The sequence below is a fragment of the Anaerohalosphaeraceae bacterium genome, assembly GCA_035378985.1.
GTDB lineage: Bacteria > Planctomycetota > Phycisphaerae > Sedimentisphaerales > Anaerohalosphaeraceae > JAHDQI01.
In genome coordinates this window covers 98,109-112,270 of the sequence record DAOSUR010000006.1, presented here as the reverse complement: position 1 = coordinate 112,270, position 14,162 = coordinate 98,109, and the positions used below count along the sequence as shown (strand labels likewise).

General features: G+C 56.5%; 13 protein-coding genes. 9 read left to right on the top strand and 4 right to left on the bottom strand.

Annotation, left to right across the window (positions count from 1 at the left end; all coding sequences use genetic code 11):
• Positions 1–54: 54 nt before the first annotated feature.
• From PKY88_06320 to PKY88_06295, 6 genes are all read left to right on the top strand, one after another.
• Entirely contained in the window at positions 55–846 is a 792-nt protein-coding gene (locus tag PKY88_06320; protein ID HOQ04810.1) for a PEP-CTERM sorting domain-containing protein, read from the top strand.
• Between the two features lie 149 nt (positions 847–995).
• Entirely contained in the window at positions 996–2,441 is a 1,446-nt protein-coding gene (locus PKY88_06315; GenBank protein ID HOQ04809.1) for a sulfatase-like hydrolase/transferase, read from the top strand.
• A 40-nt stretch (positions 2,442–2,481) separates the two neighbouring features.
• Positions 2,482–3,480: a glycoside hydrolase family 43 protein gene (locus PKY88_06310; protein HOQ04808.1), complete on the top strand. Its 999-nt coding sequence runs from the start codon at positions 2,482–2,484 to the stop codon at positions 3,478–3,480.
• 24 nt (positions 3,481–3,504) lie between these two features.
• Positions 3,505–4,926, top strand: a complete 1,422-nt coding sequence (locus PKY88_06305; GenBank protein HOQ04807.1) for a sulfatase — start codon at positions 3,505–3,507, stop codon at positions 4,924–4,926.
• Positions 4,927–4,973: 47 nt separating this feature from the next.
• Positions 4,974–6,830, top strand: coding sequence for a glycoside hydrolase family 2 TIM barrel-domain containing protein (locus PKY88_06300; GenBank protein HOQ04806.1), 1,857 nt, complete (start codon positions 4,974–4,976; stop codon positions 6,828–6,830).
• Between the two features lie 12 nt (positions 6,831–6,842).
• Positions 6,843–7,853 (top strand): hypothetical protein, encoded by a 1,011-nt coding sequence (locus PKY88_06295; GenBank protein ID HOQ04805.1) that lies wholly within the window; start codon positions 6,843–6,845, stop codon positions 7,851–7,853.
• Positions 7,854–7,908: 55 nt separating this feature from the next.
• Here PKY88_06295 and thiE read toward each other — a convergent pair whose 3' ends face one another.
• Genes thiE through PKY88_06275 form a run of 4 tightly spaced genes read right to left on the bottom strand, consistent with a single transcriptional unit; the run spans position 7,909 to position 11,299 of the window.
• Positions 7,909–8,970 (bottom strand): thiamine phosphate synthase, encoded by a 1,062-nt coding sequence (gene thiE / locus PKY88_06290; GenBank protein ID HOQ04804.1) that lies wholly within the window; start codon positions 8,968–8,970, stop codon positions 7,909–7,911.
• 57 nt (positions 8,971–9,027) lie between these two features.
• A complete protein-coding gene (locus PKY88_06285; protein HOQ04803.1) occupies positions 9,028–9,603 on the bottom strand; it encodes a manganese efflux pump MntP family protein in 576 nt (191 codons plus the stop codon).
• Positions 9,600–10,589 (bottom strand): metallophosphoesterase, encoded by a 990-nt coding sequence (locus tag PKY88_06280; protein ID HOQ04802.1) that lies wholly within the window; start codon positions 10,587–10,589, stop codon positions 9,600–9,602. The genes PKY88_06285 and PKY88_06280 overlap by 4 nt, the downstream gene beginning before the upstream one ends.
• Complete coding sequence (locus PKY88_06275) at positions 10,586–11,299, bottom strand: DUF1638 domain-containing protein (protein HOQ04801.1); 714 nt, start codon at positions 11,297–11,299, stop codon at positions 10,586–10,588. Before PKY88_06275 ends, PKY88_06280 begins: the two co-directional genes overlap by 4 nt.
• Before the next feature lie 321 nt (positions 11,300–11,620).
• Here PKY88_06275 and PKY88_06270 point away from each other — a divergent pair, with 321 nt between their 5' ends.
• From PKY88_06270 to PKY88_06260, 3 genes are read left to right on the top strand one after another with little or no spacing between them, the layout of a single operon-like run.
• Complete coding sequence (locus tag PKY88_06270) at positions 11,621–13,483, top strand: carbamoyltransferase (GenBank protein HOQ04800.1); 1,863 nt, start codon at positions 11,621–11,623, stop codon at positions 13,481–13,483.
• Positions 13,484–13,500: 17 nt separating this feature from the next.
• Positions 13,501–13,920: an SxtJ family membrane protein gene (locus PKY88_06265; GenBank protein HOQ04799.1), complete on the top strand. Its 420-nt coding sequence runs from the start codon at positions 13,501–13,503 to the stop codon at positions 13,918–13,920.
• 24 nt (positions 13,921–13,944) lie between these two features.
• Positions 13,945–14,154: a DUF5989 family protein gene (locus tag PKY88_06260; protein ID HOQ04798.1), complete on the top strand. Its 210-nt coding sequence runs from the start codon at positions 13,945–13,947 to the stop codon at positions 14,152–14,154.
• Positions 14,155–14,162 lie beyond the last annotated feature (8 nt).

Sequence of the window (14,162 nt, the reverse complement as noted above, 5' to 3'; positions counted from 1 at the left end):
AGAGTGTGAAAGTTCTTTAAAGAATTTATAACCATTTTGTGGAGGAAAGGAAAGATGAAAAATGTCTGTACAGTTTGTTTGGCGGCGGTTGTGTTTGCAGGGATTGCATCCGGCGGAGTAATTATCCCCAGTTTAAATGACAGCACGGCCCTCGGGACCTACACGGCGGCCCGCAACGGTCTTTTGAATGAAGTGCCGAAAATCACAACCGGAAAAATCACATTGGCTGCCCGGTTTAATCCGGATGTCAGTCAAATGACCGCCGGTCCGGTTATTGTTATCGAAAACGGCGGAACATCTAACGGAACGGGCCTGTATCTGGCCAATGGGAATCTGATTTTTGCCGCCAAGGCGGCGAACGGCCGATATGCCGTTCCCACGAGTCTGAATGATACGGATTTTGCGAATGAAGGCGGTCTGGGCAAGTCCATGGCGGTTTCGGCGGGCCCCGTCAACTTCGGCCAGGAGAACATTGTCTATGCTTCAATGGACCTTGTGAACGGAAAGCTTTTTATCTCCATCAATGGGGTCGGGAGTTTGTACACAATTACGAACGCCACCGGCACGGAGAATCTGGACGGAAACTGTTCGGTCAGTTTCCTCGGCGCATCACCGATTCCTTCGGACCAGTACGGATGGCTGGGCGGTCTGCTGGAGGATAACGGGACCAACAATGCGTTGGCCCTGTATCCGCAGTTATTCTGGATGAACGCCGTGCCGATGATTCAGACGCCTGGGTATGCCAATCAGCTGGGACAGGTCTTTGCGGTGTATGTTCCGGAGCCGGCGACGCTGTGTCTGTTAGGACTTGGGGCGTTGGTTCTGCGGCCTCGACGGCAGCTGTAAACGAAAGTGGAATGCACCATCAGGCGAATGGATGTCGAATGAGTTTTTATCTGCCGCCTGCAGGGAGGGGGTATGAGGAGTTTGCTCCGCACCCTCTCTTTGCAGGCAGCGTTCTTTTCGGATTCTTCTGAGCTGAGGAAGCGGTGAAAATGTGTTCTCTGACTCGACGCGATTTTTTGGGCACTCTGGGAGCCGGGCTGTTTGTTCCGGGTCTCGGCGGATGTTTGGCGGATAAATCCGGCTTGTCTGGCACAAAGACAAAACCAGTCCGGCCGAATATTCTGATGATTCTGGTCGATGATATGGGTTATGCGGACCCGAGCTGCTATGGCGGCGATTTGACGATTCCGACGCCCAACATAGACCGTCTGGCTCGGGAAGGAATTCGGTTTACCCAGTTTTATGTGAACTCGCCGGTTTGTTCGCCGTCGCGTGTGGCCCTGATGACAGGCCAGTATCCGGCCCGGTGGCGTATTTTTACCTATCTGGACCGGCGGGAGCTGAATCGGAAGCGCCGGATGGCGGATTTTCTGGACCCGAGCGCCCCGTTTCTGGCACGTCAGTTTAAAGCAGCCGGTTATGCCGTGGCTCATTTCGGCAAGTGGCACATGGGCGGCGGGCGCGATGTCGGCGATGCCCCGCTTCCGACGGAGTACGGTTTTGATGAGTCTTCCGTGGCGTTCGAGGGGCTGGGCGACCGGCTTTTGATACGCGGCGACGGCCTGTCCAATCAGAGTGCCCGTCTCGGGCGGGGACAGATTACGTGGGTGGAGAAGCACCAGATTACGCAAATCCGCGTGGATCAGACGCTGGATTTTATCCGCCGGAATAAGGACAAGCCGTTTTATGTGAACGTCTGGCTCAATGATGTGCACGACCCGCATTTTCCCGCTCCCGAACAGCTGGAAAAGTTTCGTTCCTATTCGGCCAACCCATATGTGCAGAAGTTTTATGCCGTTCTGGAGGAGATGGACCGCCAGATTGGGCGGCTCTTGGACGGGCTGGCAGAAATGGGTCTGGAGGAAAAGACGCTGGTAATTCTCACCAGCGATAATGGACCGACGGACTGGGCCAGCTATTACAAAGAAGGATGGCCGCCGCCGGGCTCCGTCGGGGACTTTAAAGGCCGCAAATGGAGTCTGTATGAAGGAGGCATCCGGATGCCTTTTCTTGTGCGGTGGAAGGGGACTGTTCCGGCGGGAAAGATCAATCAGTCAACCGTTGTCTGCGGGGCGGATTTGTTCCCATCGCTGTGTACGCTGGCCGGCGTCGGTCTTCCGTCGGGTGTGCAGCTGGATGGGGAGGATATGAGTGCGGCCTTTTTGGGAACAGAGATAGAAAGAAAAGAACCGATTTTTTGGTATTATCCGAATGACCCCAGACCGGGCAAGCCGGAAAACGTCAGTCCGGTGCTGGCGGTTCGGGAGGGGCCGTGGAAACTGCTGGCCGGTTTGAAAGGACAAAACAGACAGCTTTATAACCTTGCGGATGACCCAAACGAGCGGGAGAATCTGGCCCGGCAGAACCCGCAGACGGCTCAGAGGCTTTGGGAAAAACTGCGGACCTGGGCGGATTCGATAGGGTTGGAACGATAGGCAAGGGAGCAGGGACTTAAGACGTCAGGATGCGGCAAAAATGGAAACGTTTTCTTCAGGGATGAGCGGTTTGATGCGGCTGGTTTTTCTTTTTCTGGCTGGATGGGGGGCAGATGAAGTCCGTGCGAAGGAAACCGCCGCAAAACCGCAGGAAAAAATGTATCAAAATCCGCTCCTTGAGGTGCGGCTGGCGGACCCGACGGTGATTCGGCACAACGGACTTTTTTATCTTTATGCGACGGGAGATGTTCGGGGAGGCGGCTATCGGTATTGGACGTCTGCGGATTTGGTCAGCTGGACGCGCGGGGAGGTGGTTTTTCGGAGGGCCCGAAGCTGGGCACCGGATGTATGGCAGGACCCGGTTTCCGGAACGTTTTATCTGTACTACACGGCCCAATCTACTTTGAATCCGGATTGGCAGGTTGTCGGGGTGGCCGATTCCAACAGCCCGAAGGGGCCTTTTGTGAATCCGCAGGATTTATTTGAAAACGCCATTGATGCCCATCTGTTTCGGGATGAGGACGGCCGGCTGTATCTGTATTTTGTGCAGTTTCCCGGTTTCCGGATTACGGTTCAGCCGATGAGCGGTCCGCGAATGCCTTCGGGACCTTCGAAGGTTGTTCTGGAGCCGCAGGAGGACTGGGAGAAAAAGCACGGGGCCGTAACGGAAGGCCCGTGGATGCTCAAACACAACGGTGTTTATTATCTGCTCTACAGCGGCTCCCACGCGGCCTATCCGGACTATGCGGTCGGCTATGCCGCGGCGGACAATCCGATGGGGCCGTTTCGCCGGGCCGCCCACAATCCCATTATCCGGCGGTCGGAAGGTGTTTTCGGGCCCGGTCACGGCTGCGTGATTCGGGATGATGCCGGAAACTGGTGGCATCTGTATCATCAGAAGCAAACCAGTCGGGAAAATGATTTCGCCCGCTTTCTTTGTCTGGACCGGCTGTGGTTTGATGCGGTCGGGAATCTGCACGGCGCGGCAACCCGGGGAGTTCGTCTGCCGGCGCCGATTGTCGAAAGACGCGGCGGCTGATAAACTTGTGGAAAGAGGAAAGCAATGGATAGGCGTGTATTTCTCAAGACGGCGTCGGCGGCGGTGACGGCCGGTTATTTGTCGCGCGGGTTGTTTGCCGCCGAAAATCGCCGCAAACCGAATATCCTGATGATTCTGGCGGATGATGCCACCTACATGGATTTTCCCTTGTACGGCGGGGTTAATGTCCGGACGCCGTGCATCGACCGGCTGGCCTCGGAGGGAATGACTTTTTCGAAGGCATATCTCTCGATGGCGATGTGTGTTCCCTGCCGAACGGAACTCTACACAGGTCTGTACCCGATGCGAAGCGGCTGCTGCTGGAATCATGCTCCCGCCCGCATCGGCACCCGAAGCATTTGTCATTTTCTGCGGGACCTGGGCTATCGAGTCGGGCTGACCGGGAAACTGCACGTATCGCCGAAAAGCTGCTTTCCGTTTGACAAGGTCGAAGGGTTTGAGGACAACTGCGTTGCAGAAACGGCCGATTATGACTGCCGCGGGATTCGGGCTTATATGGAAGCGGATAAAAGCCGGCCGTTTTGCCTGATTGTCGGGCTGGTGCTTCCGCACGCGGTCTGGACAGTCGGCGATGCCGGTCATTTTGACCCGGAAAAACTGAAGCTGCCTGCGAATCTTGTAGATACGCCCCAGACGCGTCAGGATTATGCGAGTTATCTGACGGAAATCGAGGTGCTGGATAAACAAGTGGGGGATATTCTGGATACCCTCGAGCAAAGCGGGCAGTCGGACCAGACCCTTGTTCTTTTCTCCACCGAGCAGGGCTCACAGTTTCCCGGCTGCAAATGGACTAATTATGAATGCGGACTTCATACAGGCATAACGCTGCGCTGGCCGGGGGTTGTGAAACCGGGCGTTCGTACGGAAGCAATGATTCAATATGCGGATATTCTGCCGACGCTGATAGAAGCAGCGGGTGGAACCGTTCCGACCGGGCAATTCGACGGGACCAGCTTCCTGGAGGTGCTGACCGGGAAGAAAGATACACATCGCCGGTACACCTACGGAATGCACAATAATATTCCGGAAGGGGGTCCTTATCCGATTCGTTCGGTTCGGGACAGCCGTTATCGTTATATCCGCAATCTTCTGCCGGAGCGCATTCATATTCAGAGATATGTAATGGGGCCGATGGGGCACAAACACACCCATTACTGGAGTTCCTGGATGCTGGCCGCTGCGGAGGATGAAAAGGCCTATCAGCTGGTGAGCCGGTATCTGAAACGGCCGCCGGAGGAGCTTTACGACAGCGAAAACGACCCGTATGAACTGAATAATCTGGCGGATAATCCGCAATATGCGGATATCAAAAAACGCTTGTCGGAGGAGTTGGACCGATGGATGAAAGAGCAGCATGACCCCGGTGCGGCTTTGGATACGCTGGAGCGCTATAATCAGGCACGACGAAATCAAAATGAAGCATGAGAATTGTTTTAATCAGCAAAAATGATGGAAAACGAAAGAAAGAACGGATGAAAAAGGCAGAATGGATGGTCTGTTTGATGGGGATGGGACTGGGAGTTTATGCTCAGGCCGCAGAAACGAATTGGCAGCCCAAAAGCGGCGGGCTGATGACCCGGTGGGGCAAGGCCCTGACGCCCGATTCGGTCTGGCCGGAGTATCCCCGTCCGCAGCTGGTGCGTTCGGAATGGCTGAACTTAAATGGGCTGTGGGATTTTGCCCTGCTGCCGAGAACCGCCCCGATGCCGAAGGATTTTTCCCAAAAGATTCTGGTGCCGTTCTGTGCGGAATCGGCACTTTCGGGAGTTGGACAAACGGTGACGCCGAAGGACCGAATCTGGTACCGCAGGACGTTTACGGTGCCGCCGTCCTGGGCCGGCCGCCGGATAATTCTGCATTTTGAGGCAGTCGATTGGGACACGGCCGTCTGGGTCAACGGCGCCTATGTCGGCTCACACCGCGGGGCCTATGACCGTTTCAGTTTTGACATTACGGAGTATCTCAAAGAGGGGATGCAGGAGCTGGTTGTTTCCGTCTGGGACCCGACGAATTTCGAGTCGCAGGCCCGCGGCAAACAGCAGATGCCGCAGGAGGGGATTTGGTACACACCCGTCAGCGGCATCTGGCAGACGGTCTGGCTGGAGCCGATTCCCAAGGCGGCCGCCCTTCGCGAGATCAAAATTACAACTGATATTGATAAAAATCAGGTGACTCTCATCCCGATTGCCTGGGAACCGGATTATCGGAAATACACCGTCAAAATCTCCGTCTTCGAAGACCAAAAGCCGGCGGCGGAAGGACAGACCGCTGTCAATAAGGCGCTGACCCTGCGGATAGACAATCCGAAGCTGTGGTCGCCGGACAATCCCTTCCTGTATGATGTCAAACTGGAGCTGCTCGGGCCTTCCGGGGAGGTCCTCGAGCGGCTTTCCAGTTATTTCGGAATGCGCAAAATCAGTCTGGGACAGGGGAAATTCGGGAAGGAATTGTTTTTGAACAACCAGCCGCTGTTCCACTACGGCACACTGGACCAGGGCTGGTGGCCGGACGGCCTGCATACGCCGCCTTCGGATGAGGCGATGAAGTACGATTTGGAGGTCACCAAACAGATGGGCTTTAATATGATTCGCAAGCACATCAAGGTCGAGCCCCAGCGCTGGTACTACTGGTGCGACAAACTGGGGATCCTGGTCTGGCAGGATATGCCGTCGGGGATGGTGGTGCTGCCGGACCCGGACGGCCGTCGCCAGCACCATATCCAGCATGTTCCGGCGGATGGGCCGGATTTGAATCAGCGGTCGGATCATGCGGTCCAGTTTGAATGGGAACTGCGGCGGATGGTGGATCAGCATTTCAACGCACCGTGCATCGTTATATGGGTGCCGTTCAATGAGGGCTGGGGCCAGTATGACACCTGCCGCATTAGTGCGTGGCTGAAGGCGTATGACCCGACTCGGCTGGTGAATGCCGTCAGCGGCTGGGCCCTGCGTCCCTGCGGTGATGTGTATGACATTCATACGTATCAGAAAGATCTGACGCGGCCCGAAATCCAGAAAGACCGGGCGACGGTCATCGGGGAGTTCGGCGGCATCGGTTATCCGATCGAAGGGCATCTGTGGAATCCGAAGATGCGCAATTGGGGTTATCAGACCTACCACAGTGAGCAGGAACTTTTGGACAATTACATCTACAAGTTTAACCAGATTGCCGAGATGAAAAAGCAGGGCGTATCGGGGGCTGTCTATACCCAGACCACGGATGTGGAAGGGGAGGTCAACGGACTGATGACGTATGACCGAGAGGTCATTAAAATGCCTGTGGAGAAATTACGGGAGCTGCATCAGGTTCTGTACAAAGAGAGCCCATAAGGAGTATGCCCGATGAAAAAGGGGTATTTCACTCTGGCGGTCTGTTTGCTGTGGAATGCGGCTGCTCAGATGCCGGATCCGCCCGGACAGGTCAAGCCGGGCCAAAAGCCGGTCTATGAGGCCTACCTGTTTGCGCATATGATGGAAGGCGACTACGGCCGACTGTATTACAGTGTGAGCCTGGATGGTCTGCATTGGACGCTTTTGAACGGAGGCAGGCGGGTATTCGAGGAGTACCGGGGGCATCCGGATATCTGCCGGGGGCACGACGGGCGGTATTATCTGGTTGGGAACCGACGCGATGAGAGTCTGGTTATCAATTTTTGGGTCTCAGAGGATTTGCTCCATTGGAGCAAATACAGCCAATATGAGCCGAACCTGAGAAGCATTCCGGATTATCCGAAGGCTCTGATGCGGGTCGGGGCGCCGAAGCTCTTTTATGATGAGCCGTCCGCTCAGTATATTTTAACCTGGCATACGACACATGATTTGGGGCCGACCAACCTTCCAGAGCCGTACTGGGCGGGCCAGCGGACGATTTACGCCCTCTCCAAGGACCTGAAGACGTTTTCCAGTCCTCCGAAGAAACTTTTCGGATGGGATATGGCCACGATTGATGTGATTATCCGCCGAGCGGGTGAGTTCTATTATGCCGTCATTAAAGATGAGCGCTATCCGACGCTCGATTGGCCGACGGGAAAGACGATTCGAATCTGCCGAGGCCGCAGTCTGTTGGGACCGTATTCAATGCCCGGCCCGCCGGTGAGCCCCAACTTTCGCGAGGCGCCGATGCTGATTCCTTCGCCGGACGGCAAATTCTGGTACCTGTACTATGAGCAGTATCCGGGGATTTCCTATGGACTTTCGATAGCGGAAAAACCGGAGGGGCCCTGGTATCAGGCCTACGGCAATTCACCCAGAAAGGACTGGAACAAATATGAGGTCCCGGCCAAGGCCCGTCACGGGTGTATGCTTCCCATCAGCCGCAGGGAATATGAGGCGCTGGTGTCCGCGCTGAAATGAGCGGATTTTCTTTTATTGCTGCCCCTTTTTCCTGCCCTTGCGGATGGGGCTATCCCTATGTCGCCGGCTGAAGGGGGCTCAAGAGCGATTTGAATTGTCGGCAGGCGGCCAGCGGGTCGGGTGCGGCACAGACAGCGGATGAGAGGGCGACGGCGCGGACCCCGATTTGCAGCAGGCCGGGCAGATTGTCGAACGTGATGCCGCCGATGGCGACGTGGGCGACGGAGGTATCCTTCAGGATGGCCAGGGCCCGGCGGATATAGTCCGGCCCGGCGGGGGGCAGCTGGGGCTTGGTGGGACTGGGAAAGCAGGGGCCGATGCCGACATAATCAGCACCGGATTCAACGGCCCGGCGGACTTCTTCTTCGCTGTGGGCGGTCAGGCCGATGAGGGCGGGTTTGAGAAAGAGCTTGCGGGCTTGCGGTGCCGGCAGGTCCTCGATGCCCAGATGGACGCCGTCGGCCTCTGCAGCGGCGGCGATGTCCGCACGGTCATTGATGATGCTGAGGCAGCCGTGCGAGCGGCAGAGGGCGGCAAACTGTTCGGCCAGACGGAAGAGCCGGGCGTCGGGGATGTCTTCGGCGCGAAGCTGAAGGGCGTCGGCTCCGCCCTGAATGCACAGCTGTACCAGTTCGAGCGTGCGGCTGTCGGACAGGTCTTTGCGGGCGGGGATGAGCACATACAGCCGCACATCGCGAAATCGCACCGCAGGCAGCCGGCACAAGACGTCTTTTTCGAGCGTATAAACGTCGAATCGGATTTGTTCGAGCGGACCGGCGATGTCCGGGCAGGCAAGCTGCGCCGTTTCGGTCAGAACCCGCAGGGCCTCCGAGGCGCGTTTGGCGGCGGCCAGAAAGATATCGGTGAATGTGCGGCGCTGCTGCGGGGATTCGATTTGAAGCGTCCGGCCGACATCGCCCTGACTGTCGCGCTGGGCGAGCAGTTTCTCGGCATCCAGCCGGCCGATTTGTGCGCAGAGGTGATGACGCATCTGTTTAGCCCGGGCGGACAGGGCCGTATCGTCCAGCACAAACCGGCAGAACTCCTCCATTGTGCGGAGGGCCTCTCTTGCGCGATTGAAGTCGGCATCGATGATTCGATAGATTCGTCGCTCCATAGGAATTGTGATTATACGCGGTCGCAAAACGGCGATAAAGCGCAATTTTCGGCAGACTCACGAGGACAGAAGGTGCTCGAGCAGGATTTTGAGGCCGATGCCGATGAGAATCAGACCGCCGGCCAGCTCGATTTGCGTTTCGAAGAAGCGTCCGATGCGTTTGCCGATTTCCCAGCCGAGCAGGGCGATGACGAAGGTAATCAGACCGATGAGCAGAACGGAGGAAAAGATGTGCTCGGTAACCAGCGAGAGCGTCAGTCCTACAGCAAGGGCGTCGATGCTCGTGGCGATGCTCAGGGCCAGCAGGACGATAAGGTTGGACGGGTCGGACGGGGCCTTTTCAACTTTGCCGATTTTGAGGGATTCAAACGCCATTTTGCCGCCGATGAAGGTCAGCAGGCCGAAGGCCAGCCAGTGGTCGAAGGGCTGGATATGAGATTGGAGCCCTTTGCCTGCCGCCCAGCCTAAAAGCGGCATCAAGGACTGAAAAGCCCCGAAGAAAAGGGCCATCCGGATGCCGTGGCGGATATGAAGATGGCGAAAGACAGAGCCGCTGACGATGGAGACGGCAAAGGCATCCATCGCAAGGGCGACGGCAATGGCGGCAATCATAAAAAATTCACAGCAGTTCACGGAGCAGGTTCCTCTCGAATTGGTTCGGATGTTTTTAATGATGGGGTTGCATTCTGAGGGACAATATCGAAGACGGTGATTTCCGGCGGGGCTAAAAAGCGGATGCGCGGCGCCCAGCCGCCGGTCATTCCGAGACCGCGGTTTACATAGATATAAAAGCGGTCTTTACGGTAGAGACCAGCTTCGTAGGTTTTCCCGTGCAGAGACTGGGTTACGAGGGCCCCCCAGAGCGGCAGAGCGATTTGCCCGCCGTGGGTATGGCCGCACAGGTACAAATCGACCGGCGTCTTCTCCAGATAATCCACCAGGTCGGTGTTGTGGAAAAGCAGGATGTTGAACAGGTCCGGCCGGAGCTGCCGGACGGCCTCCCAGCTTCGTCGGCCCTCGGCATGGTCGATTCCGCACAGACCGAAGGATTGACCGTCTTTTTCGAGAATCAGCGCATCCATCGACAGCTCGACAAAACCGGTATTTTCAAACAGCGGGACTCCCGGGAAGAGCCGGTTGTCCACATTGCCTCGAACGGCGAACTTGCCCAGCGTGGCCCGGATGGCCGAGAGTGTCCGGTACAGCAGGGGCAGGGCTCGGATGTCATTGAGTGCATCGCCGGTAAAGACGACTACGTCAGGGTTGAGCCGGTTGACTGCATCCGGCAGGCGGGGCTCCAGCCGCGGTTTGCGGTCGCAGTGAAGGTCGGAAATCTGGACAATTCGGATCGATGTGCCGTGCAGCTTTGGGGTTGGGATGGTGATGAAGGTCGTTTGGATCCGGTAAGGTTCGACAAAAGTTCCCCACAAAAGACACAGCAGGCCGATGAGGGTCAGGAGATGGAGGAGAAGGATTCGGCGGCGGGTGAGAAAGCGAGGCGGGCTCAGACGGCGGAGCCGGCAGGTCAGCAGGAGGATTTCCAGGCCGAAGATGCAGACAGCGGCGGAAACGAAGAAAAAGGCCGGAATCTTGCAGACAAGAAAGTAGCGGAGCGTCATGGCTGCGGTTCCCTCAGACAGAGGCCGGAAAGGTCTTCCGGGACGGGCTGGTTGGGGTTCAAAACGAGAAAGTCCTCGGAATTCCACGGGCCGTTCAGGAGCCGGCAGAGCCAGTCGGGGCTGCCTTGGATTTCGGTATAGTTCCAGCCCGCATAGGCGGCACAATCCTGAACAATTCGGCGGTCTTTGGCACTGTCCGGCAGGTTCCAGCTGATATAGACGGCCTGTTTGTATTTTTTCCGCCAGGCCAGTTCGGTTTGGAGAAGATAGTCCGCATTGTCCGGTCCGTACAGAGCGGTGTATTCTTCCAGCAGACGGCGGTCGTTCTGGGCGGAGGGGACAGGGGCCTCCTGCAGCCAGCCGGCACTGAAAAAGTAGGAGCCGGGGTGTTCCCGAACGTACTGTTCGTGTGCTTCTCGGGAGCCGAAGAGCAGACTGATGCAGTCATGGGCACGGGGGATGACCAAAGGGCGGCGGCAGTGAAGTCCGCGAAGGGCTCCGCCGCACAAACCGTAGGCGAGCAGCAGGGCATCGGCATCCGGGACAGCATCCAGCTTTTTCTGGAGTTGGGTCCGCAGCTCCTCCGGCGTATTGTGGAGTCCCTGCTGCATCCAATCGACCGTCAGCGAGTTTTTCGGCGGCTGTTTGGCCAGGCAAAACTCGATTTCGGGTTTCAGTGCTTTACAGGCGATTGCGTACAAATGAGCCATAAGACGAATTATTGTAAAAGAAAATCGGTTTTTGAAAAGGACGAATTGAGGGCAGAAAAAAAACCGCCTGCGGAGAAGGAGGACCAGGCCGGGGAGGCCTGGCAGGGCTAACCGCAGGCGGCAGAAGGAGCATTAGAATACTCTTATTATGGCATAATTCTTTGGAATTGTCAAGAGAAGGAAACAAAAGAAGAAAAAACAAACAGGATATACTCTGTCTATTAGTTAAAATAAGAAGGGAAAAAGGGTTTTGAGAAACAAATCCGGACTGGAAATCATAGAGCAGATATAGTATGTTTCGAAAGCAGCTGTAGGTGAGCGATGTCAGAGCAAAAAGAAAACAAAAAACCGGTTCGAATCTTGGGAATCTCAGCGTTTTACCATGACAGTGCGGCAGCGCTGGTGGTGGACGGCCGAATCGCAGCCGCTGCGCAGGAAGAGCGGTTCACGCGGAAAAAGCATGACCATAATTTTCCGGTGAATGCGGTCCATTATTGTCTGAAGGAGGAAGGAATTGACGCGTCGCAGCTCGATTATGTGGTTTTTTATGAAAAGCCGCTGGTTCGGTTCGAGCGGATTTTGGAGACCTATATTGCCTATGCCCCGCGGGGATTTAAACAATTTTTGATGAGCATCCCGCTGTGGCTGAAGCAAAAACTGCATCTGCCGCGGGAAATGGACCGAGCCCTCGATTTTCAGTATAAAGGCCGGTATCTGTTCTGTGAGCATCACGAATCGCATGCGGCCAGCGCATTTTTCCCCTCGCCGTTTGAGGAGGCGGTGATTTTGACGATGGACGGCGTGGGGGAGTGGGCTACGGCGAGCATCGGGGCCGGACGCGGCAATCGGATTGAGATGCTCTATGAACTGCGGTTTCCGCATTCGCTGGGGCTGCTGTATTCGGCCTTTACCTATTTTACCGGTTTTCGGGTTAATTCAGGGGAATACAAGCTGATGGGGCTGGCGCCGTACGGCAGGCCGATTTATTATGACAAAATCATGTCCGAAATGATTGATTTGAAAGAGGACGGCTCTTTTCGTCTGAATCTGGATTATTTTGCCTATTGTTATTCGGATGTGATGACCAGTCCGAAATTTGACGAAATGTTCGGCGGGCCGCGCCGCAAGCCGGAAACGCAGATTACCCAGCGGGAGATGGACATTGCGGCCTCGATTCAAAAGGTCACCGAAGAGATTATGCTGCGGATGAGCCGTTATGCGCATCGGCAGACGGGGATGAAGAATCTGGTCCTGGCCGGCGGGGTGGCGCTGAATTGTGTAGGCAACGGGCGGATTTTGCGGGAAGGGCCGTTTGAGCATATCTGGATTCAGCCGGCCGCGGGAGATGCGGGCGGGGCGCTGGGGGCGGCACTCTTTGTGTGGCATCAGCTGCTGGACAATCCGCGAAAGCCCGCCCCGCAGGATATGCAGAACGGCTCGCTTCTGGGCCCGGCCTTTACCACGGAGGAAATCAAGGCGTATCTGGATTCGCAGGGGGCGGTTTACGAGGTCTATGAGAGGGAATCGGATTTACTGGAGGTCGTTTCGGATGCCCTGATTGACCAGAAGGTGGTCGGCTGGTTTCAGGGGCGGATGGAATTCGGGCCGCGTGCGCTGGGCTCGCGGAGCATCCTGGGCGATGCCCGGAACGAGCAGATGCAGTCAAAGATGAATCTGAAGATTAAGTTCCGCGAATCCTTCCGGCCGTTTGCTCCCAGCGTCCTGGCGGAGCGGGCGTCGGAGTATTTCGGGCTGGGGGACGGGTGCAGCAGTCCGTATATGCTGCTGGTGGCGCCGGTGCGGGAGGAAAAGCGGATTGCAACGGAAAAGACGGACGGGCTGTTTGGGCTGGACCTGCTGAAGGTGCGGCGCAGCTGTGTTCCGGGGATTACTCACGTGGATTATTCAGCCCGCATTCAAACGGTGGATGCCCAGCGGCATGGGCGGTATTATCGGCTTCTGAAGCGCTTTGAGGAAAAAACGGGCTGTCCGCTGGTGATTAATACGAGCTTCAATGTGCGGGGCGAGCCGATTGTCTGTACGCCGGAGAATGCGTACCGGTGTTTTTTGGCAACCAATATGGATATGCTGGTGATGGAAAATGTGGTGCTGCGGAAGGAGCGGCAGCCGCAGGCCCAGTCGTACGAGGTCGATGAATATCTGGCGAAGTTCGCTTTGGATTGAGCGGAAGGATAGGCGCGATGGCGATGATGGAAATCAGCTGGAAGCCGTCGGAGAAGACGCTGCGGCAGTTCGGCTTCGGGTGTCTGGTGATGCTGCCGGTGCTCGGGTATCTGCTGCACTGGCGGTTTGGACTGCCTGCAAAGGCCGCCTGGGGAATGGCGGCGGCGGGGGTGCTGCTGTTTGCAGCCGGATTGAGTGTGCCTAAGGCGGTTTGGCCGTTTTATGTCCTGCTGACGGCGGTCGGCTTTCCCATCGGCTGGCTGATCAGTCATGCGGTGATGATTCTGTTTTATTTCGGGATTCTGACCCCAATCGGGCTGGTGTTTCGGCTGATGGGGCGGGATGTGTTGCACTGCCGATGGGACAAACAGGCCCAGACGTATTGGGTGCGGTGTTCGCGTTCGGTTTCGGCCCGCCGCTATTTTCGCCAGTTTTAACAGGACGATTTCGGAAGGTATTTTATGACAGAGTCCAGCGGTTCTTCGGTGCGGAAAGAGTTTGAAGAGCAGGCCCGGCAGGGCCGAACCACGCTGTTGGCGGAGTTTGTTGATTTTCTCAAACACAACAAAAAATGGTGGCTTCTGCCGATTCTGCTGATGCTGCTGCTGTTGGGGCTGATTGTTCTGCTGAGCGGTACGGCCGTGGCGCCGTTTTTGTATCCGCTGTTTTAGAAGGTGGG

What these genes read in the sequence shown, in the direction of transcription:
- PKY88_06320 (HOQ04810.1), top strand. Translation starts at nt 55, where the DNA reads ATGAAAAATGTCTGTACAGTTTGTTTGGCGGCGGTTGTGTTTGCAGGG.
- PKY88_06315 (HOQ04809.1), top strand. Translation starts at nt 996, where the DNA reads ATGTGTTCTCTGACTCGACGCGATTTTTTGGGCACTCTGGGAGCCGGG.
- PKY88_06310 (HOQ04808.1), top strand. Translation starts at nt 2,482, where the DNA reads ATGGAAACGTTTTCTTCAGGGATGAGCGGTTTGATGCGGCTGGTTTTT.
- PKY88_06305 (HOQ04807.1), top strand. Translation starts at nt 3,505, where the DNA reads ATGGATAGGCGTGTATTTCTCAAGACGGCGTCGGCGGCGGTGACGGCC.
- PKY88_06300 (HOQ04806.1), top strand. Translation starts at nt 4,974, where the DNA reads ATGAAAAAGGCAGAATGGATGGTCTGTTTGATGGGGATGGGACTGGGA.
- PKY88_06295 (HOQ04805.1), top strand. Translation starts at nt 6,843, where the DNA reads ATGAAAAAGGGGTATTTCACTCTGGCGGTCTGTTTGCTGTGGAATGCG.
- thiE (HOQ04804.1), bottom strand. Translation starts at nt 8,970, where the DNA reads ATGGAGCGACGAATCTATCGAATCATCGATGCCGACTTCAATCGCGCA.
- PKY88_06280 (HOQ04802.1), bottom strand. Translation starts at nt 10,589, where the DNA reads ATGACGCTCCGCTACTTTCTTGTCTGCAAGATTCCGGCCTTTTTCTTC.
- PKY88_06275 (HOQ04801.1), bottom strand. Translation starts at nt 11,299, where the DNA reads ATGGCTCATTTGTACGCAATCGCCTGTAAAGCACTGAAACCCGAAATC.
- PKY88_06270 (HOQ04800.1), top strand. Translation starts at nt 11,621, where the DNA reads ATGTCAGAGCAAAAAGAAAACAAAAAACCGGTTCGAATCTTGGGAATC.
- PKY88_06265 (HOQ04799.1), top strand. Translation starts at nt 13,501, where the DNA reads ATGGCGATGATGGAAATCAGCTGGAAGCCGTCGGAGAAGACGCTGCGG.
- PKY88_06260 (HOQ04798.1), top strand. Translation starts at nt 13,945, where the DNA reads ATGACAGAGTCCAGCGGTTCTTCGGTGCGGAAAGAGTTTGAAGAGCAG.